General features: G+C 71.8%; 15 protein-coding genes and 2 pseudogenes. 4 read left to right on the forward strand and 13 right to left on the reverse strand.

Features of this window, described 5'->3' with window-relative positions; genetic code table 11:
* Positions 1-199: pseudogene (locus MKK60_RS27100) on the forward strand (xanthine dehydrogenase family protein subunit M); the annotation flags it as partial.
* 4 nt (positions 200-203) lie between these two features.
* Positions 204-2,414, forward strand: coding sequence for an aldehyde oxidoreductase molybdenum-binding subunit PaoC (gene paoC / locus MKK60_RS27105; RefSeq protein WP_243989165.1), 2,211 nt, complete (start codon positions 204-206; stop codon positions 2,412-2,414).
* A gap of 221 nt (positions 2,415-2,635) precedes the next feature.
* Here the strand turns inward: paoC and MKK60_RS27110 are convergent, their stop codons facing one another.
* The 4 genes from MKK60_RS27110 to MKK60_RS27125 form a co-directional block, all read right to left on the reverse strand.
* Positions 2,636-4,042: an amidase gene (locus tag MKK60_RS27110; protein ID WP_243989166.1), complete on the reverse strand. Its 1,407-nt coding sequence runs from the start codon at positions 4,040-4,042 to the stop codon at positions 2,636-2,638.
* A gap of 123 nt (positions 4,043-4,165) precedes the next feature.
* Entirely contained in the window at positions 4,166-4,849 is a 684-nt protein-coding gene (locus MKK60_RS27115) for a type 1 glutamine amidotransferase domain-containing protein (protein ID WP_243989167.1), read from the reverse strand.
* Positions 4,850-4,983: 134 nt separating this feature from the next.
* A complete protein-coding gene (locus MKK60_RS27120) occupies positions 4,984-5,217 on the reverse strand; it encodes a hypothetical protein (RefSeq protein ID WP_243989168.1) in 234 nt (77 codons plus the stop codon).
* Between the two features lie 121 nt (positions 5,218-5,338).
* Positions 5,339-5,941: a TetR/AcrR family transcriptional regulator gene (locus MKK60_RS27125; protein ID WP_243989169.1), complete on the reverse strand. Its 603-nt coding sequence runs from the start codon at positions 5,939-5,941 to the stop codon at positions 5,339-5,341.
* A gap of 538 nt (positions 5,942-6,479) precedes the next feature.
* Here MKK60_RS27125 and MKK60_RS27130 point away from each other — a divergent pair.
* Positions 6,480-6,968, forward strand: coding sequence for a response regulator (locus MKK60_RS27130; protein WP_243989170.1), 489 nt, complete (start codon positions 6,480-6,482; stop codon positions 6,966-6,968).
* 44 nt (positions 6,969-7,012) lie between these two features.
* Here the strand turns inward: MKK60_RS27130 and MKK60_RS27135 are convergent.
* Positions 7,013-7,096: pseudogene (locus tag MKK60_RS27135) on the reverse strand (IS5/IS1182 family transposase); the annotation flags it as partial.
* A gap of 234 nt (positions 7,097-7,330) precedes the next feature.
* On the opposite strand from MKK60_RS27135, the gene MKK60_RS27140 reads away from it, so the two are divergent.
* Positions 7,331-8,665, forward strand: a complete 1,335-nt coding sequence (locus MKK60_RS27140) for an MFS transporter (protein WP_243989171.1) — start codon at positions 7,331-7,333, stop codon at positions 8,663-8,665.
* A 245-nt stretch (positions 8,666-8,910) separates the two neighbouring features.
* Here the strand turns inward: MKK60_RS27140 and MKK60_RS27145 are convergent, their stop codons facing one another.
* The 8 genes from MKK60_RS27145 to MKK60_RS27180 all read right to left on the reverse strand — a co-directional run bounded on the left by MKK60_RS27145 (position 8,911) and on the right by MKK60_RS27180 (position 17,325).
* Positions 8,911-10,284, reverse strand: coding sequence for an LLM class flavin-dependent oxidoreductase (locus MKK60_RS27145; RefSeq protein ID WP_243989172.1), 1,374 nt, complete (start codon positions 10,282-10,284; stop codon positions 8,911-8,913).
* Positions 10,281-10,934 carry a methionine ABC transporter permease gene (locus tag MKK60_RS27150; RefSeq protein ID WP_243989173.1) on the reverse strand — a complete coding sequence of 218 codons (654 nt, stop codon included), beginning with the start codon at positions 10,932-10,934 and terminating at the stop codon, positions 10,281-10,283. The genes MKK60_RS27145 and MKK60_RS27150 overlap by 4 nt, the downstream gene beginning before the upstream one ends.
* Positions 10,915-12,048, reverse strand: coding sequence for a methionine ABC transporter ATP-binding protein (locus tag MKK60_RS27155; protein WP_243989174.1), 1,134 nt, complete (start codon positions 12,046-12,048; stop codon positions 10,915-10,917). Before MKK60_RS27155 ends, MKK60_RS27150 begins: the two co-directional genes overlap by 20 nt.
* A gap of 2 nt (positions 12,049-12,050) precedes the next feature.
* Positions 12,051-12,851 carry a MetQ/NlpA family ABC transporter substrate-binding protein gene (locus MKK60_RS27160; RefSeq protein WP_243935122.1) on the reverse strand — a complete coding sequence of 267 codons (801 nt, stop codon included), beginning with the start codon at positions 12,849-12,851 and terminating at the stop codon, positions 12,051-12,053.
* A 109-nt stretch (positions 12,852-12,960) separates the two neighbouring features.
* Positions 12,961-13,761: a MetQ/NlpA family ABC transporter substrate-binding protein gene (locus MKK60_RS27165; protein WP_243989175.1), complete on the reverse strand. Its 801-nt coding sequence runs from the start codon at positions 13,759-13,761 to the stop codon at positions 12,961-12,963.
* Positions 13,762-13,935: 174 nt separating this feature from the next.
* Complete coding sequence (locus MKK60_RS27170) at positions 13,936-15,273, reverse strand: LLM class flavin-dependent oxidoreductase (RefSeq protein WP_243989176.1); 1,338 nt, start codon at positions 15,271-15,273, stop codon at positions 13,936-13,938.
* Positions 15,274-15,287: 14 nt separating this feature from the next.
* On the reverse strand, positions 15,288-16,331 hold the full coding sequence (locus MKK60_RS27175) for an LLM class flavin-dependent oxidoreductase (protein ID WP_243989177.1): 1,044 nt from the start codon (positions 16,329-16,331) through the stop codon (positions 15,288-15,290).
* Between the two features lie 4 nt (positions 16,332-16,335).
* Complete coding sequence (locus tag MKK60_RS27180) at positions 16,336-17,325, reverse strand: ABC transporter substrate-binding protein (RefSeq protein WP_243934437.1); 990 nt, start codon at positions 17,323-17,325, stop codon at positions 16,336-16,338.
* Positions 17,326-17,445 lie beyond the last annotated feature (120 nt).

Below are 17,445 nucleotides of genomic sequence, written 5' to 3' on the forward strand. Positions count from 1 at the left end.
CGGGTCCGGCCGCGTCGCCTTCGGCGGGGTGGCGCCGAAACCCTGGCGGGTGGAGGCGGCCGAGGCCGACCTGCCGCGGGGCGCCAAGGCGGTGACCGAGCAGGTCTTCGCCGGCGCCGCGCCGACGCACGCGAACGCCTACAAGCTGACGCTCGCCGAGCGGACCCTGTCCGCGGCGCTCAATCAAGCGAGGGCCTGAAGCCATGAAGTTCGACCAGCCCGCCGGCCAAAACCCGATCGACCAGCTCAAGGTCGTCGGAAAGCCGACCGACCGGGTCGAAGGACCGCTCAAGGTCACGGGGACCGCGCCCTACGCCTACGAATGGCACGATCCGCACGCGAACCTCGCCTACGGCTTCATCGTCGGCGCCGGCATCGCCAAGGGCCGGATCGCGACCCTCGACGTGGCGCGCGCGAAGGCCGCTTCGGGCGTCGTCGCCGTCGTCACCCACGAGAATGCCGGCCCGCTCGGCAAGGGCGAGTTCTACGTCCACCGCTTCCTCGCCGCGCCCGTCGTCGACCACTACCACCAGGCCGTCGCGGTCGTCGTCGCCGAGACCTTCGAGCAGGCGCGGGCCGCCGCGGCCCTGGTCCGGGTCACGTATGTCGCGGAGCCGGGCGCCTTCGACCTCGCCGCGCAGGAGGCGACCGCGCCCGTGGCCGAGCAGGGCCCGTTCGGCGGCAAGCCCGAGACCCGCGTCGGCGACTTCGAGGCCGCGTTCGCGCGGGCACCGGTCCAGCTCGACGCGCGCTACACCACCCCCGACCAGGCCCACGCGATGATGGAGCCGCACGCCACCATCGCCGCCTGGGACGGCGACCGGCTCACCTGCCACACTTCGATCCAGCAGATGAACTGGGGCGTGCGCGACCTCGCCAGGACGCTCGGCATCCCCAAGGACAGGATCCGCCTCGTCTCGCCGTATGTCGGCGGCGGGTTCGGGGGGAAGGGCACCGTCCAGTCCGACCTCGCGCTCGCGGCGGTGGCGGCGCGGGTGGCCGGCCGGCCGGTCAAGCTCGCGCTGCAGCGTGCGATGATGTTCAACACCACCATCCACCGCCCCGCCACGATCCAGCGCATCTGGATCGGCGCGACCCGGGACGGGCGGATCACCGCGATCGGCCACGACAACCTCAACGGCAACCTCGCCGGCGGCCGGACCGAGCCGTCGACGGCGGCGACGCGCGCCTTCTACGCCGGCGCCGACCGGATGACCCGCCAGCGCCTGGCGGTGCTCGACCTCGCCGAGGGCAACGCGATGCGGGCGCCCGGCGAGGCCCCGGGCCTGATGGCCCTCGAGATCGCCATGGACGAGATGGCCGAGAAGCTCGGGATGGACCCGGTCGCGTTCCGGGCGCTCAACGACACCCAGGTCGACCCCGAGCACCCGGAGATCCCGTTCTCGACCCGGCCCTTCGTCGCGTGCCTGCGCCTCGGTGCCGAGCGCTTCGGATGGGAGCGCCGCCAGGCGCAGCCGGCCGGCTTGCGCGACGGGCGCTGGCGGGTCGGGTTCGGCATGGCCGGGGCGATCCGCGCGGCGAAGATCGCCCGGTCCGCCGCCCGCGTGCGCCTCGACGCACGCGGCGTCGTCACGGTCGAGGTCGACATGACCGACATCGGCACCGGCAGCTACACCATCGTCGCGCAGACCGCCGCCGAGATGATGGGCGTCACGCCGGATCGGGTCGTCGCGCGCCTCGGCGATTCCGATTTTCCGGAGACGCCCGGCTCCGGCGGCCAGCAGGGGGCTCCTTCCGTCACCGCGGGCGTCTACGCGGCCTGCGTCAAGCTTCGCGAGGCGGTGGCCCAGCGGCTCGGGTTCAACTCGGCCGACGTCGCCTTCGCCGACGGCGAGGTCCGCTCCGGCAACCGCGCCGTGCCGCTCGGGCGGGCGGCGGAAGCCGGCGACCTCGTCGCCGAGGACACCATCGTGTTCGGCGATCTCGCCAAGCGCTTCGCGCAGCAGACCTTCGGCGCGCACTTCGCCGAGGTCGGCGTCGACGCCGACACCGGCGAGATCCGCGTCCGCCAGATGCTGGCGGTGTGCGCGGCCGGGCGCATCATCAACCCCAAGGCCGCGCGCAGCCAGATCATCGGCGGCATGACCATGGGGATCGGCGCCGCCCTGATGGAGGAGATGGTCGTCGACACGCGGCGCGGCTTCTTCGTGAACCACGATCTCGCCGGCTACGAGGTGCCGGTGCACGCCGACGTGCCCCATCTCGAGGCGGTCTTCCTCGACGAGGTCGACCCGACCATGTCCCCGGTCAAGGCGAAGGGCGTCGGGGAGCTCGGCCATGTCGGCGTCGCCCCGGCGATCGCCAACGCGGTCTACAACGCGACCGGCGTGCGGGTGCGCGACTACCCCATCACCCTCGACAAGCTCCTCGACCGGATGCCGGACTCGGCCTGATGACGCCTCGGGATGCGGGACACGGCGATCCGCGCGCCCGGTGCGCGATCGATCCGCCGGCCCGAAGCCTGGCGGCCCTTCGAGAGGCCATCCGCCAGCGGCGCTCCGGTGGCGCCCCCCTCGACCGTCCATCGCGAGAACGGTGCGAAGGTCGGCCGGATGCAGGCTTTCGTGCCGGCGGCCTGGGAGCGCGGTGCGCGACCCGGGCCTGTCCGCTCCCGTCAGAGGCTCGGGTGCAGGCCGCGGACCGGGCTCACGCCCTCCAGCAGCGCGGCGGCGTGCAGGATCGTCGCCTCCGCCTGCCAGCTGCCGACCAGCTGCACGCCGATCGGCAGGCCCTCGCGGCTGGTGCCGAACCGCATCGACACCCCCGGCAGGCCGGTGACGTTCAGGGGCACGGTCGCGCCCTGCAGGTAGGTCAGGTCGACGGTCTCGCCGTCGACGACGAGGTCCCGGATGCCGTGCTTGTGCGCCGGCACGGGCAGCACGGGCGTGAGGAGCACGTCGTAATCCCGGAAATAGGCGGCGTAGCCGTCCCGCAGCCGCTCGGCCGCCTGCTCGGCCGCAACGTAGTCCGCCACCGAGGTGTCGGGCAGCGACAGCATCGTCCGCGCCATCCTGTACATCCGGTCCTCGTGCCCGGCGGTCGCCTCCCGGAAGGCCGGCTTCATCTCCATGACGTGGAGCTTGTTGAACACGTCGAGGGCGAAGTCGCGTTCCAGGGCCGGGATGCGGACCTCCTGCACCGGGTGTCCCTCGCCCGCGAGCGCGTCCGCCGCCGCCCGGACGGTGGCCGCGACCTCCGTGTCGATCGGCCCGAAGCCCGGCCCGACCATCCAGCCGACGCGGAGCTTGCGGCCCGGTGCGATGCCGGCTCCGGCGTCGAACGGGCCGCCTTGCGAGGCGAAGCCGTCGAGGCCGTCGGGACCGGCCAGCTGCGCGAAGGCGAGCGCGAGGTCGCGGATCGAGCGCGCCATCGGGCCGACGTGCCAGAACCGGCGCGGCGCGCGCGGCCAGATGCCGGTCATCGGCACGCGCCCGTGCGTCGGCTTCAGCGCGACGATGCCGGTCTGCGCGGCCGGGCCGCGCACCGAGATGGCGAGGTCGGTGCCGAGGCCCAAGGGCGACAGGCCCGCCGCGATCGCCGCCGACTCCCCGCCGCTCGATCCGCCGGGCGTGCGGTCGAGGTCCCACGGGTTGTTCGAGCGGCCCGAGAGCAGGTTGTCGCTCTCGATCCAGTAGGAGAACTCGGGCAGGTTGGTCTTGGCGAGCAGGATGCCGCCGGCGCTCTTCATGCGGGCGACGCTGGTGGCGTCGGCGTCCGGCCGGCGGCCCGCGAAGATCGGCGAGCCGCGCTGGGTGAGGACGCCTGCCGTGTCGATCGAATCCTTCACGGTGAAGGGCACGCCGTGCAGCGGCCCGAGCTCCTTGCCGGCCATGACCGCCGCCTCGGCCTCCCGCGCGGCGGCGAGCGCGCCCTCCGCGAGGGTGACGATGGCGTTGACCTTGGGGTCGACCGCCGCGATGCGGTCGAGATGGGCCTGCACGACCTCGACCGGCGAGACCTGGCGGGTGCGGATCAGCGCGGCGAGGCCGGTCGCGTCCGAGAAGACGATGTCGGTGGTCATGATCTGAGAGCCTTCGCGATCGCCGATGCGGGCATGGTGCCTCGGCCGGGTCATGGGGAGGGCCGTGCGGTGCGCCGGCCGTGCGATGGTCGGGGGCGGGCGCCGCGGGGGACGCCCGACCCGTCAGCGGTTCGCGAGGCGTGCGACGAGCGTTTCGGCGGCAGGGCCCGAGGAGGCGGGGTTCTGGCCGGTGACGAGCAGGCCGTCGGTGACGACGAAGGGGGCCCAGTCGGCACCCTTGGCGTAGAGGCCGCCGTTGCGTGCGAGCTCGTCCTCGACCAGGAACGGAACCACCCGGGTGAGGCCGACCGCCTCCTCCTCGGTGTTCGCGAAGCCGGTGACGTTGCGGCCCGCGACCAGGGGCGTCCCGTCGCCGGCCTTGGCATGGCGCAGCACGCCGGGGGCATGGCAGACCAGGGCCACGGGCTTGCCGGCCGCCAGCGTGGTCTCGATCAGCCGGATCGAGGCCGGGTCCTCGGCGAGGTCCCAGAGGGGGCCGTGCCCGCCGGGATAGAACACGGCATCGAAGCCGTCGTGGCCGACGCCGACGAGCCGGCCGGTCTCGGCCAGCACCGCCATCGCCGCCGCGTCCGCTTCGAAGCGGCGCGTCGTGTCGGTCTGGAAGCTCGGCTCGGCGCTCTTCGGATCGAGCGGCGGCCGGCCGCCCTTGGGCGACACCAGCACCACCTCCGCGCCCGCATCCTTGAACACGTAGTAGGGGGCGGCAAGCTCCTCCAGCCAGAAGCCGGTCTTGCGGCCGGTGTCGCCGAGCTGGTCGTGCGAGGTCAGGACCATCAGGATCTTCATGTCGTTCTCCGGATCGTTGGCTTGGGTGAGGGGAGGTTGGGCGAGTGAAGGTGGGGTGCGAGGACGTCCTCGAGGGGGACTCCCCGCGCGGGGGCCGGCATGGGGCGGACCGGCGCTACCGCGGCTTGGCGGTGCTACCGCGCCATGGCGGCGCGTTCCGCGGCCGGGTCGCGGGCCGGGGCCGCCTGCGCGGGGCGGAGTTCCGCATTCGTGCCGCGGACCTCCTCGAACCGGGCCATGCGGACGGCGCCGATGGTCTCCAGGGTGATCCGCTCCTGCGCCGTCGCGTCCGTGGTGGCGCCCGGGAGGGCCGTCAGGCCGGCGGCTGCGAGGAGGGCGGCGGCCAGCGTCTTGGTGTGGTGAGGCATCGGTTTTCTCCTTCCGGTTCGCGTTCCCCCCGCCGGCCCAGGGGAATGATGAGGATCTGAGTAGACCGGTCGTCTTGGTTTTGCGCAGCCACGCGTGCCGTTGCCGGCGCCGAGGGGATGATCAGTGCGACGCGAGGCCGAGGATGCGCCGCGTCGTGTTCAGGGCGGCCTCGAACGGGGCGTCGGTCCGCACGATCTTCGCCATCAGGCTGGCGCCGAGCCAGACGTGATACAGGTCCTCGGCGGTCGTGTGCGGCTCGCTCGCGATCGTGAGCGAGCCCTCCGCCACGCCGGCCGCGATCGCTCGCGACAGGCGTTCGATGATCCCGGCGGTGCCTGCCTTCAGGGCGAGGCGCATGGCCTCGGAAAGGTCCGAGACCTCCGCCGCGAGCTTCACCGCCAGGCACCTGCGCCGGTCGTCGATGCCCCCTTGCGTCGCCTGCCACTTCCGCCAGTAGGTCATCAGGCGGTCGGCCTGGCTCAGGCTCGGCTCGGCCAGCATCGCGTCGAGCTCGGCGAGGTAGGTGTCGAAGTAGTCCTCCAGAAGCGCCTCGCCGAACGCCTCCTTCGAGCCGAAGTAGTGGTAGAACGATCCCTTCGGCACGCCGGCCGAAGCGAGGATCTCGTTGAGCCCGACCCCGGAGAACCCCTTGGCGCCCACGAGGCCGTAGGCGGTGTCGAGGATGCCCTGGCGGGTGTCGGTCTGTGAGGTGACGCGTGCCATGACCGGGAGATAGCTCGGATTAGACCGGTCGTCTAGTAGGGCCGAAAAGATTTTTCCCGGCAGGGGACGCGGCGGGCGAGACGAAGTTCGGGGCGAGCGTTCGAGGCGGGGGCCGGAAGCGTTCCGGCATCGGCTGGAGCAGGCCCGTTCGCTACGCCGCCAAGCGAAGGTGGCCGCGCTGACCCTGCGGCAGAAGGCGGAGCGGGCTCGCAGGCACGCCGTCTCCCCTCCGAAACCGCGACCGCGGCGTACGGACCGGTCGTTGCCTGACGTCGGAACCGCCGCGCCCGCCGACGCTCCATCCCCGTCCCGACCGCCCGCATCCGAGCAGGGTTCGGCCGGCCGGATATTGCCTTCCGCCTTGCGCGATCGGACTTGGCGCGCCGAGGATTCCGATCGCGCCCGGATTAGGAGGTTTTCGTCGGGTGCGGTATCAGAGTTCGCGGCTTCGAACTCTTCGGAGCGGCCATCGCCATGCCGGAGTGCTCCGCAGCTCCTCGTCTTGACGACCTTGAGACGGACATCAGGAGCGTATTCGATGATCGGTGACGGCAGGCCTCTCGCCATCCTCATCGCGGAGGCGGACCAGCTCGTCCGCATGGTCACCGCCGACATGCTGACCGATCTCGGCTACCGGGCCATCGAGGTCGGCACCGCCGCCGAGGCGCTGGCGCTGCTCCAGGGACCGGACACCGTCCGCATGCTGATCACGGGGCGCAGCATCGTCGGCGACGGCGTCGCCCTCGTCCATCTCGTCCACCACCGCTGGCCCGGCGTCGGCATCATCGTCACCTCGGGCGCGGGCGCGGATCTTCGCAGCGCGCTGCCGCCGGGGACGCGCCTGCTCAGCAAGCCGTACAAGTTCGCCGACCTCATCCAGGAGGTCGAAGCCGGCCTGGGGCAGGTGCGGGACGAGCCCGCGACCGCGCCCGTGCTGCCGAGCGGCGTGCCGCCCCACCGGGGATTGGAGATGGGCAACGGCGTGGGCGCCCTCGCCGCCCCCTCGACCGAGCCGGACAAGTCCTAGCCGCCGCCCGCGGGATGCCCGGTCCGGATCGCCCGCCGCAGCGAAATTTCCCACGGCAGCCCCGTGCGCGGCCCGAACAGGATGCCCGTGAGGGCAGCCCGGTGCTCGATCGGACGACGCCCGCCCTGCAGCCAACGGAACGCGCCGTTCGCCGCGGGAACGCCGGCATAGGCGGCCGTCTCGATGCCAAGGTGGCGCACCGTGCTCACCGGCTTCGTGCGACGCGACATCGATCATCGTCGGGTCGCCGATGCGGTCGATGGCCTGATGCTGCGCGGCGACCCCGGCTTGCGCGGCGGCGGCGGTCGTGACCTGATGACGAGCCGGGTGATGCGCGCTCGGCCCCCGGTCGCGGAGCGGACATGCAGGCGTCACCCACTCCCTCAGCGGGCGTCGCCGATCAGTCGCGCCGCGCCGCGGTCGCCGCCTTCATCGGCACGACCATCGAATGGTACGACTTCTTCATCTACGGCGTCGCGGCTGCGCTGGTGTTCGGCCCGCTGTTCTTCGCGGGCGAGACCCCGTTCCTCGGCACGCTGTCCGCGTTCGGCGCCTTCGCGGTCGGCTTCCTGGCGCGCCCGGCCGGCGGCCTCATCTTCGGCCACCTCGGCGACCGCTTCGGGCGCAAGCGCGCACTCATCGCCACGCTCGTCATGATGGGGCTGGCCACCAGCGCGATCGGGCTGCTGCCGACCTACGCCTCGGCCGGCATCTGGGCTCCGGTTGCCCTGGTGCTGCTGCGCCTCTTCCAGGGCATCGCGGTCGGCGGCGAGTGGGGCGGCGCCGTGCTGCTCGCCGCCGAGCACGCCCCCCGCGGTCGCAGCACGTACTTCGCCTCCTTCGCCCAGCTCGGCAGCCCGGCCGGGCAGATCCTCTCGCTGCTGGCGTTCCGCCTGGCCGGGCTGATGGACAAGGAGGCGTTCCTCGCCTGGGGCTGGCGCCTGCCGTTCCTTGCCAGCGTCGTGCTCCTGGCGGTGGGGTTCGTCATCCGGCTCGGCGTCGCGGAATCGCCGGCGTTCCAGGCCGCGCAGGCGGCCGATCGGGAGGCGCTCGCCCGGGCGGCGCCGATCCCGGAGGTGCTGCGCACGCAGCGCGGCCCGCTGCTGATGGCGATCGCCGCCAACACCTTCGCCATCGCCTCGGTGTATCTCTACCAGGTGTTCCTGATCACCTACGCCGTGCAGTACCTGCATATCGAGCGCGCGGTGATCCTCGACGCCCTGCTGATCACCGCCGGGGTGCAGTTCGTCGTCCAGCCGGTGGCCGCGCGCGTGGCCGAGCGGCTCGGCGACGAGAGCCGCTTCCTCCAGCTCTCGCTCCTTTGGTGCATCGTCACGCCCTACCCGCTGTTCCTGTTGCTGGAGACGCGCTTGTTCGCCGCGATCACGCTGGGCCTGTGCCTGATCCAACTCGGTATCGCGAGCTTCTACGCGGTGGTGGCCGGCTACGTCGCCGGCGCCTTCCCGACCCGGGTGCGCTACACCGCCATCTCGATCGGCTACCAGTTCAGCGGCGCGGTGGCGGGGGGCCTGACGCCGATCGTCGGCACGGTGCTGGCGGAAGCCTCGGGTGGGGCGTGGCTGCCGATCGCGCTGTTCGGCACGACGCTCGCGGGCATCTCGCTTCTCGGCATCACGCTGCTGCGGCCGCATGTCCGGGCGCTGCGTCGCTGGGGCGAGGATGAGGCGGCGGCCTGATCGCGGCTTGCCGGTCCCCGTTTCGCTTCGCCGCATCGCTCGTTCCGCAGGACCCTCACCGTGATCGTGGGCGATACGTCATGTCGTCCGGCGGCAGGCCGGCCGGCGTCGCGGGCGAGGGCGCCGGCGACCCGTGAGATCCATCGCGGGGGACTCGCCTCGATCCGGCCGGAAGGGGGGCCGGCCATCCGAGCCTCGCTGTTGTCGCAGCCGGGCTCTTCGGGACGGCGGCAGGACGCCTGCGGTCAGCCTCCGAGCGCGGCGGCGCCGCGATAGGCTTGTGCGGCGTGGCGGGCGGGCAGGCGGTCGCCCTGGCCGAACAGCTTGTTTCTGAGCGAGCCCGGCGCGTAGGCGGTCTTGTACAGTCCGCGGTCCTGGAGCTCGGGGATCACGAGGTCGATGAAATCCGAGAAGCTTTCCGGCACGACGAGGCGGCTGAGGTTGAACCCGTCCACCTCGCCCTCCTCGACCCAGGATTGCAGCTCGTCGGCGATGGACGCGGCGTCGCCGGTCAGCACCGCGTAGCGGCCGCCGAGGCCCATTTCCGAGAGCAGGTCGCGCTTGGTCAGCCCGCGCTTGGCCGCCGCGGCGGTGGCCGACTGGATCGCGTTGCCCGGGGCGTAGGGGATCGGCTCGTCGAGGCCGTAGCGGGCGAAATCGATGCCGGTGGAGGCGGAGAAGTGGGCGAGCCCGGCCTCGGCGCTGGCGTAGCGCATGTACTCGGCGCGCTTGTCCTCCGCCTCGGCACGGGTGCGGCCGGGGATGGCGGCGATGCCGATGAACACCTTCACGTCCTGCGGGTCGCGCCCGGCGGCAGCGGCCTCGGCGCGGATCGCGCGGACCGAATCGCGGGCCGACGCCTTGTCGCGCGCCGAGATGAACACGCACTCGGCGTGCCGTCCGGCGAAGGCCCGGCCGCGGCCGGAAGCGCCCGCCTGGTAGAGCACGGGCGTCCGCTGGGGCGAGGGTTCGCACAGGTGGTAGCCGTCGACCGCCAGAAACTCGCCGCGATGGGAGACCGGCCGGATCAGCGCCGGATCGCTGAACACCCGCGCCTCGCGGTCCCGGCGCACCGCCGCGTCGTCCCAGCTTCCTTCCCAGAGCTTGTAGAGCACCTCGAGATACTCGTCGGCGTAATCGTAGCGCCTGTCGTGCGCCGGAAGCGCCTCGCCCCGGCCGCGATGGGCGCTCTCGAGGTAGCCGGTGACGATGTTCCAGCCGACCCGCCCGCCGGTGAGATGGTCCAGCGTCGAGAGGCGCCGGGCGAAGGTGTAGGGCGCCTCCGCAAAGACGTTGAGCGTGATGCCGAAGCCGAGATGCTCCGTCACCGCGGCCATGGCCGGAACGATCAGCGTCGGGTCGTTCACCGGCAGCTGCACGGCTTCCCGCGCCGTCACGTCGATGCCGCCGCCGTAGATGTCGTAGACGCCGAGGATGTCGGCGATGAACAGCCCGTCGAACAGGCCGCGCTCCAGAAGCTTCGCCTGGTCCGTCCAGTAGCGCAGGGTGTTGTACGCGGCCGAGCGGTCGCGCGGGTGGGTCCACAGGCCGTGGTTGATGTGGCCGACGCAGTTCATGTTGAACGCATTGAGCCGGATCTGCTTTCGGCCGTCGCTCATCGCGCCCGGAGCCTCCGCACGACGCTGTCGCCCGTGAATTGCACGAGGCAGACGAGAACGATCAGGATCACGATCACCACCGACATCACGGTCGTGTCGAAGCGCTGGTAGCCGTAGCGGATCGCCACGTCGCCGAGCCCGCCCGCGCCGACCGCACCGGCCACGGCCGAGGCGCCGATCATCGACACGACGGTGATGGTGAAGCCGCCGACGATCCCCGGCAGGGCTTCGGGCAGCAGCACGTGGAGCAGGATGTGGCGACGGCGGCAGCCGATGGACTGGGCCGCCTCGACCAGCCCGGGATCGACCTCCCGCAGCGAGACCTCGGCGATCCGCGCGAAGAACGGCGTCGCGCTCACCGCCAGCGGCACGATGGCGGCCCAGACGCCGATCGTGGTTCCGACGACGAGCCGGGTGAACGGGATCAGCGCGACCAGCAGCACGATGAAGGGCACGGCGCGGAAGCCGTTCACGACGAGGCCGACCAAGCGGTTCGCCCGCGGCGCCGGGAAGATGCCGCCCGGCCCGGAGGTGACGAGGAACAGCGCGAGCGGGATGCCGGCGACCACCGCGATCCCCGCCGAGACCCCCACCATGAACATCGTGTCGAACGCCGCCTGCCAGAGGCGGTCAATCATCTGCGGCGACATAGCCGATCCCCTCGACGGTTTCCCCGATGGCCCTCAGCCGGGCCTCCGCCTGCATCCCCTCGGCGGCGATCAGCAGGCGGCCGACGGCATGCCCCTGGATGCGCTCGACGCCCGCCTGCAGAAGCCGCACCGATCCCCCCGTCGCCGCGACGAGGGCCGACAGGTCGGGCGCGGACCGCCCGGCATAGGTGATCCGCAGCACGGCCTGCGCGCCCGGCACGGGATGCGACAGGAGCCGCTGCGCCAGGTCGTCCGGCACGTCGCGGGTGAGGGGCGCCAGCAGCGCCCGGGTCGCTGGGTGCTCGGGCGCGCCGAACACGCGCCAGACCGGGCCGGATTCGGCGATCCGCCCGGCTTCCAGCACGACGACGTCGGTGCAGATCTCGCGGATCACGCTCATCTCGTGGGTGATGAGGATGATGGTCAGCCCGAGCCGCCGGTTGATGTCCCGCAGCAGGCCGAGGATCGACAGGGTGGTCTCCGGGTCCAGCGCCGAGGTCGCCTCGTCGCAGAGCAGGATCTCGGGGTCGCTGACCAGGGCGCGGGCGATGCCGACGCGCTGCTTCTGCCCGCCCGAGAGGCGCGACGGATAGGTCTCGGCCTTGCCCTCCAGGCCGACGAGGCGCAGCGCCTCCGCGACCCGCCGGTCGACCTCCGCCTTGCCGATGCCGGCCACCTTGAGCGGCAGGGCCACGTTCTGCCGGACGGTCTTGGCCGATAGGAGGTTGAAGTGCTGGAAGATCATGCCGATGCGGCGGCGCAGGGCCACGAGACCGTCCGTGCGCAGGGCCTCGATGGGCTCGCCGTCGACCAGCACGCGGCCCGATGTGGGCTCCTCCAGCCGGTTGACGGTCCGGAGCAGGGTCGACTTGCCGGCACCCGAGCGGCCGATGATGCCGAAGATCGCGCCGGACGAGACGTTGAGGCTGACGTCGTCGAGGGCGCGGACCTCGCCGCCCGCGGAGCGATAGGTCTTCGCGACGTTCTCGAACCGCACCGTGCCGACGCCGCGCGGGCCCGTTTCCGTCCGGGCCACCGGGACCGCGTTTGCGCCCGTCGCCTTCGGCGCGGCCGGATCGATCGATCCGAGACTGTCCAGAGCCAAGCTCGCCATCGTCAGTTCTGCCACGCGAGCAGGTACAGCTTGTCGCTGCCGGCAAAGGATCTGTCGATCTGCTGCTTCACGGCCTCGGAGTTCTGGAAGATCTGGACGAATTTCCGGATCGTCGGATCGTCCTTGCGAGCGGCCTTCGTGACGAAGCTCACCGCGAAGAGCTTGTCCTCGATCCCGGAATAGATCAGCCCGCTCGTCGGATCGAAGGCACCGGCGGCGACGATGAAATGCGGATACCCCTGCGCGAGATCGACATCGCCGGTGATCCGCACCAGTTGCGGCCCCTCGACCTCGGTGAATTTCAGCGTCTTCGGGTTCTCGACGATGTCGTCGACGGTGCCGAGGAAGCCGACATCGTCCTTGAGCTTGATGAGGCCGGCCTTCTGCAGCAGCAGCAGGCCTCGGCCCTGGTTCACCGGATCGTTGGCGATGGCGACCTTGCCCCCCACCGGGACCTGGTCGAGGCTCTTATGCTTGAGCGAGAACAGGCCGATGTTCTGCAGGATGCCGAGCCCGACGATGTCGAACCGGTAGCCCTTCTGCTTCGCGGCGTTCTCCATGAAGGGACGATGCTGGAAGAAGTTCAGATCGATGTCGCCCCCGTCGAGGGCGACGTTGGGCGTCGTCCAGTCGCTGAACTCGATCACCTTCACGTCGATGCCCTGCGCCTTGGCCTCCTTGGCGGCCGCGGTGACGGCGTCGCTGTAGGCGCCCGGCACGGTGCCGATCTTCAAGGTCTCGGCCTGGGCCGCCATCGCGCCCATGGACAAGAGAACGACGGCGAAAGTCTTCAGGAAGCGCATCGGTCGGGGACTCCGGTCGCTCGGCTCGGCGAAGCCGGGGCAGCGGGCGGGGGTAAGGGGGCAGAGGGTCGATCGGTGGGCCGGAGCGGCCTCGCCCGGGCCGTGCCGGTCAGGACGGGCGGACGGGGACGACCGAGCCGCGGTAGCGTTTGCGGATGAAATCCGCGACCTCGGCCGAGGTCAGCAGGGTTCCGAGGCGCAACACGCGGGGATCCTTCGCCAGGCCCTCCGTCGTGACGAGGACGTTCGCGTAGGGGTTGCCCTCGGCCCGTTCGAGCGCCAGCGCATCCCGCGCAGGCTCCAGCCCCGCTTCCAGCGCGTAGTTGCCGTTGATGACCGCGAGCGCCACGTCGTCGAGGGAGCGCGGCAGTTGCGGGGGCGCGATCTCGACGAACCGGAAGCTCTTCGGGTTCTCGACGATGTCGTCCACCGTCGCGTTCACGTCCGCCTCCTTCGCCCGCAGCCGGATCAGGCCCTTGGCCTGAAGCAGCGACAGCCCGCGGTGGGTGTTCGAGACGTTGTTCGACAGGGAGACGACCCCGCCGGCCGGCAGGTCCGCGAGCGCCTTGGCCCGGCGGCTGTACAATCCCAGCGGCTCGACATGCACCGCCGCCACGACGGCGAAGCGCATCCCCATGGCGGCCTCCTCCGAGCGGAGGAAGGGGACGTGCTGGAAGAAGTTGGCGTCGGCGTCGCCGTCACGCAGCAGGGCGTTCGGGCGCAGATCGCCCGAGATCTCGATCACCTTCAGCGGCAGGTCGGGGGCGAGCTTGTCGCCGACGAATTCGAGGATCTCCGCATGCGGCAGCGAGGAGGCCACGACCCGCAAGGGCGCCGACGCGGCGCGGGCCGGCCCGACGCAAAGGGCCAGGGCGCCGGACAGGAAGACGCGACGGGTCGATGCAGGCACGGCGCACGCTTTTCGATGGGATTTCGATGATGAAGACTGGTCTTGGTATCTCGAAACGAAGGTCTCGCATCAAGAGCAGCGATTGCCGAATTTCGGCCCGTTCGAAGGGGATCGTCGCCGTGTTTCGCGGCGGGAGGATAGCGATGTTCTCCCGGCCCCTTGCCGCGACGGGGCTCACGCCGAAGCGGCGGCCCCCGTCGCGGCGAAGCGGCTGGCAGGGCGCGCGAGGCCGAGATGATCCCGCAGGGTGGTCCCGGCGTAGTCGCGCCGGAACAGGCCGCGCCGCTGGAGGATCGGCACGACCGCGTCCACGAAGGTCTCCAGGCCGTCCGGAAGCACGTCCGGCATCAGGTTGAAGCCGTCCGCCGCGCCGGCCCGGAACCAGGCCTCGATGTCGTCGGCGATCGCTTCCGGCGTGCCCGCGACGATGCGGTGGCCGACGCCGCCGCCCAGGGCCCGCAGGAGCTGGCGTACCGTCAGCGCGTCTCGGCGCGCGAGCGCGACGGTGCCGAGGAACATCGTGTGGTTGGCATCCGGCGGCAGCGGCAGCGGATCGGGCAGCGGCTTGTCGAGGTCGAGGCGGGCAGGATCGATCCGCAGCGTGCCCGCGAGGCGCGCGAGGCTGTACTCCACCGGCACGAGGTCCCAGAGCGCGTCCTGGCGCCGCCGCGCCTCGGCTTCGGTGGAGCCGATCACGGTGGCGAGGCCCGGCAGGACGACCAGCGCGTCGGCCCCCCGTCCGTAGCGCGCCGCCCGCGCGCGCAGGTCGCGGGCGTAGGCGGCGCCGTCCTCGATCGTCTGGGCCAGGGAGAACACCGCGTCGGCGGTGGCGGCGGCGAGCTCGCGCCCAACCTCCGAACCGCCGGCCTGGAAGGTCACCGGCCGTCCCTGCGGGCTGCGCGGCACCGTGAGCGGCCCGGCGACCGAATAGTGCGTGCCGCGATGATTCATGGCGTGGACCTTGGCGGCGTCGACGAAGCGGCCGCTCGCCTTGTCGCCGACGAACGCGTCGTCCTCCCAGCTGTCCCACAGGGCGTGGACGAGGTCGGTGAACTCCCGCGCCCGGGCATAGCGCGCGCCGTGCGCCGAGGCGCCCGCGAAGCCGAAGTTGCGGCCGGCGGCGGCGTCGGCCGTCGTCACCACGTTCCACCCGGCCCGGCCGCGGCTCACGAGGTCGAGGCTCGCGAAGCGGCGGGCGAGGTTGTAGGGCTCGTTGTAGGTCGTCGAGGCGGTGGCCACGAGGCCGACATGGCGCGTCGCCGCCGCCACGGCCGCGAGCACCACGGTCGGCTCGAGGGCGTTGAACGGCCGGTGGTCGATCCGGTCGTTGATCGCGGGCGTGTCGGCCAGGAAGATCGCGTCGAGCTTGCCGCGCTCCGCGATCCGAGCGACGCGCACGAAGTGGTCGATGTCGACGAAGGCGTCCGGCCGGCTGTCCGGCAGGCGCCAGGCGGACGGGTAGACGCCCGAATGCAGCAGGTTGACGTTGAGGTGCAGCTGGCGGCCGCTCATCGATGGTCTCCGGTTCAGCGCACGCGCGGCAGGATCTGCTCGGCGAAGCGGCGCATCTCCGCCTCGAACGGCTGGAACTGCAGCATGAACAGGTCGATGCCGGCGGCGTGGAAGGCGCGGATGCGCTCGGCCACCGTGTCGTAGCTGCCCACTAGCCCGGCGGCGGTGCCGCCATTGGTTCCGACGTGCCGCGAGGCGGCGGCATCGGTCTTGGCGAACATCACGCTCGCCTGATCGGTCCGGGCGCGGGTGTCGGCCCGCAACGGCGCGTCGCGCTCTGCGAGGGCGAGGAGGCGGGCATGCTCGGCTTGCGCCTCGGCATCGGTGTCCCTGGCGATCACGAAGGCCGAAAGCCCGTAGCGCAAGGGGCCGTTGGCGGTGGGACGCCGGCGCAGGTCGGCGATCAAGGCCGCGACGTCCCGCAGCGGTTGGCCGTTGATGAACCACACGTCGGCGTGGTCGGCCGCCAACGCCCGGGCCGGCTCGGATTCGCCGCCGAGATAGATGGTCGGCCGCGGCCGGAAGGTGCCGGCCGGGCGGAGCCGATACTCCTCGACCTGGAAGTGCGCACCCGCGAAGGTCACGGTCTCCCCGCGCATCAGCCGGTCCACGAGGCCGATCCATTCGCGGCCGTAGGCGTAGCGGTCGTCATGGGCCGGGAAGGGCAGGCCGGCCCGCTCGAACTCCGCCTTGTTCCACGCATTCACGAGGTTCAGGGCGAAGCGCCCGCCGCTGATATGCTCGATCTGCAGCGCCATCTTGGCGAGCACCACCGGGTGGTACAGTCCCGGCTTGATCGCCGCGATGATCTCGATGCGCCGGGTCAGCGCCGCGAGCGCCGCCGCCCCGGTCCAGGCCTCGAGCTGGTCGCGCCCGGAATCGTAGGGGTTCATCGTGTGCTGGGCGACCAGCACCGCGTCGAAGCCGAGCGCCTCCGCCTCGAGCACCAGGGCGCGGTTGCGCTCCCAGCCGGCATCGTCCGGCTCGTCGGGATCGTGGTGGGAGGCGCGGGAGCCGTGGACGGCGGCCCAGATGCCGAAACGGGGAGCATGGGTCACGGCGTCAGCCCCGGCCGACGGGGGGCTGGAAGATCGGCACGTCGGTGGCGTCGATCCGGCGCGGGATGAGCTTGGCCTCGTAGAACACGTCGGCGATGGCCTGCTGCTCGCCGAGCTGGGCGCGCTCCACCGGCTCGACGGCGTAGGTCCGGCGGCTGTTGGCTGCGGCGACGACCGCCGGCGGCAGGTCGCCCCAGATCGGGGCGAGCAGCGCCACGGCCGCCTCCGGGTTCGCCTTCATCCAGGCACCGGCCTCCACCAGGGAGCGGTAGACGGTCGCCACCACCTCGGGCTGTGCCGCGACGAAGCTGTCGTTCGCCAGATAATAGCGGTGGTAGCTCGTCAGCCCGCCGCCGTCGGCGATGACCCGCACCGGGCGCTTGGCCTCCGCGAAGGCCAGAAACGGGTCCCAGATCGACCACGCGTCGAGGCTGCCCTGATCGAAGGCGACGGCTCCGTCCGGCGCCTGGAGGTAGGCGGGCTTGATGTCGGCGAACGTCAGGCCGGCGCGCCTGAGCGCGGCGGCCAGCACGTAATGGCTCCCCGAGCCGCGGGAGACGCCCACCGTCTTGCCCTTCAGGTCGGCGATCGTGCGGATCGCGGAGTCGGCCGGCACGATGATCGCCTCGGCCGCGGGCGCGCCCCGCTCGCGGGCGTAGAAGGTGAGCGGCGCCTTGGCCGACTGGGTGAAGATCGGCACGGCGTCGGCGACGTCCGCATGAATATCCACGGCGCCGGCATTCATTGGCTCGATCACGCTGGTGAACAGGTGCCAGGACGGCGTGAAGCCCAGCGGGGCGAGCCGCTCGGCGAGCGTGCCCTTCACCTTCAGCACCGTGAACAGCACCGACGAGCGCTGCATGCTGATCTTCACCTCGCGCGGCGCCGCGCGTACGGCCGGCGCACCGAGCGCCAGGGCAGCGGCTCCGCCGAGCCCGGTGCGGAGGAGCGAACGGCGGGAGGGCGCGATCCGCCACGGGGTCTCGTCGGTCATCGAAGGCTCGCACATCGGCTGGAAGGCGGGAGAGAGGCCGATACGGTGGCGGCCACGCCGTCTCGGGCCCGCCCGCCGCTCGCCGGCTCGCGTATTGAAGTCGAGCAAGGGCGTCGGATC

Source organism: Methylobacterium sp. J-092, assembly GCF_022829325.1.
Lineage (GTDB): Bacteria > Pseudomonadota > Alphaproteobacteria > Rhizobiales > Beijerinckiaceae > Methylobacterium.

Excerpts from the sequence above, each read along its gene's own strand:
- paoC (WP_243989165.1), top strand. The coding sequence starts at position 204 with ATGAAGTTCGACCAGCCCGCCGGCCAAAACCCGATCGACCAGCTCAAG.
- MKK60_RS27110 (WP_243989166.1), bottom strand. The coding sequence starts at position 4,042 with ATGACCACCGACATCGTCTTCTCGGACGCGACCGGCCTCGCCGCGCTG.
- MKK60_RS27115 (WP_243989167.1), bottom strand. The coding sequence starts at position 4,849 with ATGAAGATCCTGATGGTCCTGACCTCGCACGACCAGCTCGGCGACACC.
- MKK60_RS27120 (WP_243989168.1), bottom strand. The coding sequence starts at position 5,217 with ATGCCTCACCACACCAAGACGCTGGCCGCCGCCCTCCTCGCAGCCGCC.
- MKK60_RS27125 (WP_243989169.1), bottom strand. The coding sequence starts at position 5,941 with ATGGCACGCGTCACCTCACAGACCGACACCCGCCAGGGCATCCTCGAC.
- MKK60_RS27130 (WP_243989170.1), top strand. The coding sequence starts at position 6,480 with ATGATCGGTGACGGCAGGCCTCTCGCCATCCTCATCGCGGAGGCGGAC.
- MKK60_RS27140 (WP_243989171.1), top strand. The coding sequence starts at position 7,331 with ATGCAGGCGTCACCCACTCCCTCAGCGGGCGTCGCCGATCAGTCGCGC.
- MKK60_RS27145 (WP_243989172.1), bottom strand. The coding sequence starts at position 10,284 with ATGAGCGACGGCCGAAAGCAGATCCGGCTCAATGCGTTCAACATGAAC.
- MKK60_RS27150 (WP_243989173.1), bottom strand. The coding sequence starts at position 10,934 with ATGTCGCCGCAGATGATTGACCGCCTCTGGCAGGCGGCGTTCGACACG.
- MKK60_RS27155 (WP_243989174.1), bottom strand. The coding sequence starts at position 12,048 with ATGGCGAGCTTGGCTCTGGACAGTCTCGGATCGATCGATCCGGCCGCG.
- MKK60_RS27160 (WP_243935122.1), bottom strand. The coding sequence starts at position 12,851 with ATGCGCTTCCTGAAGACTTTCGCCGTCGTTCTCTTGTCCATGGGCGCG.
- MKK60_RS27170 (WP_243989176.1), bottom strand. The coding sequence starts at position 15,273 with ATGAGCGGCCGCCAGCTGCACCTCAACGTCAACCTGCTGCATTCGGGC.
- MKK60_RS27180 (WP_243934437.1), bottom strand. The coding sequence starts at position 17,325 with ATGACCGACGAGACCCCGTGGCGGATCGCGCCCTCCCGCCGTTCGCTC.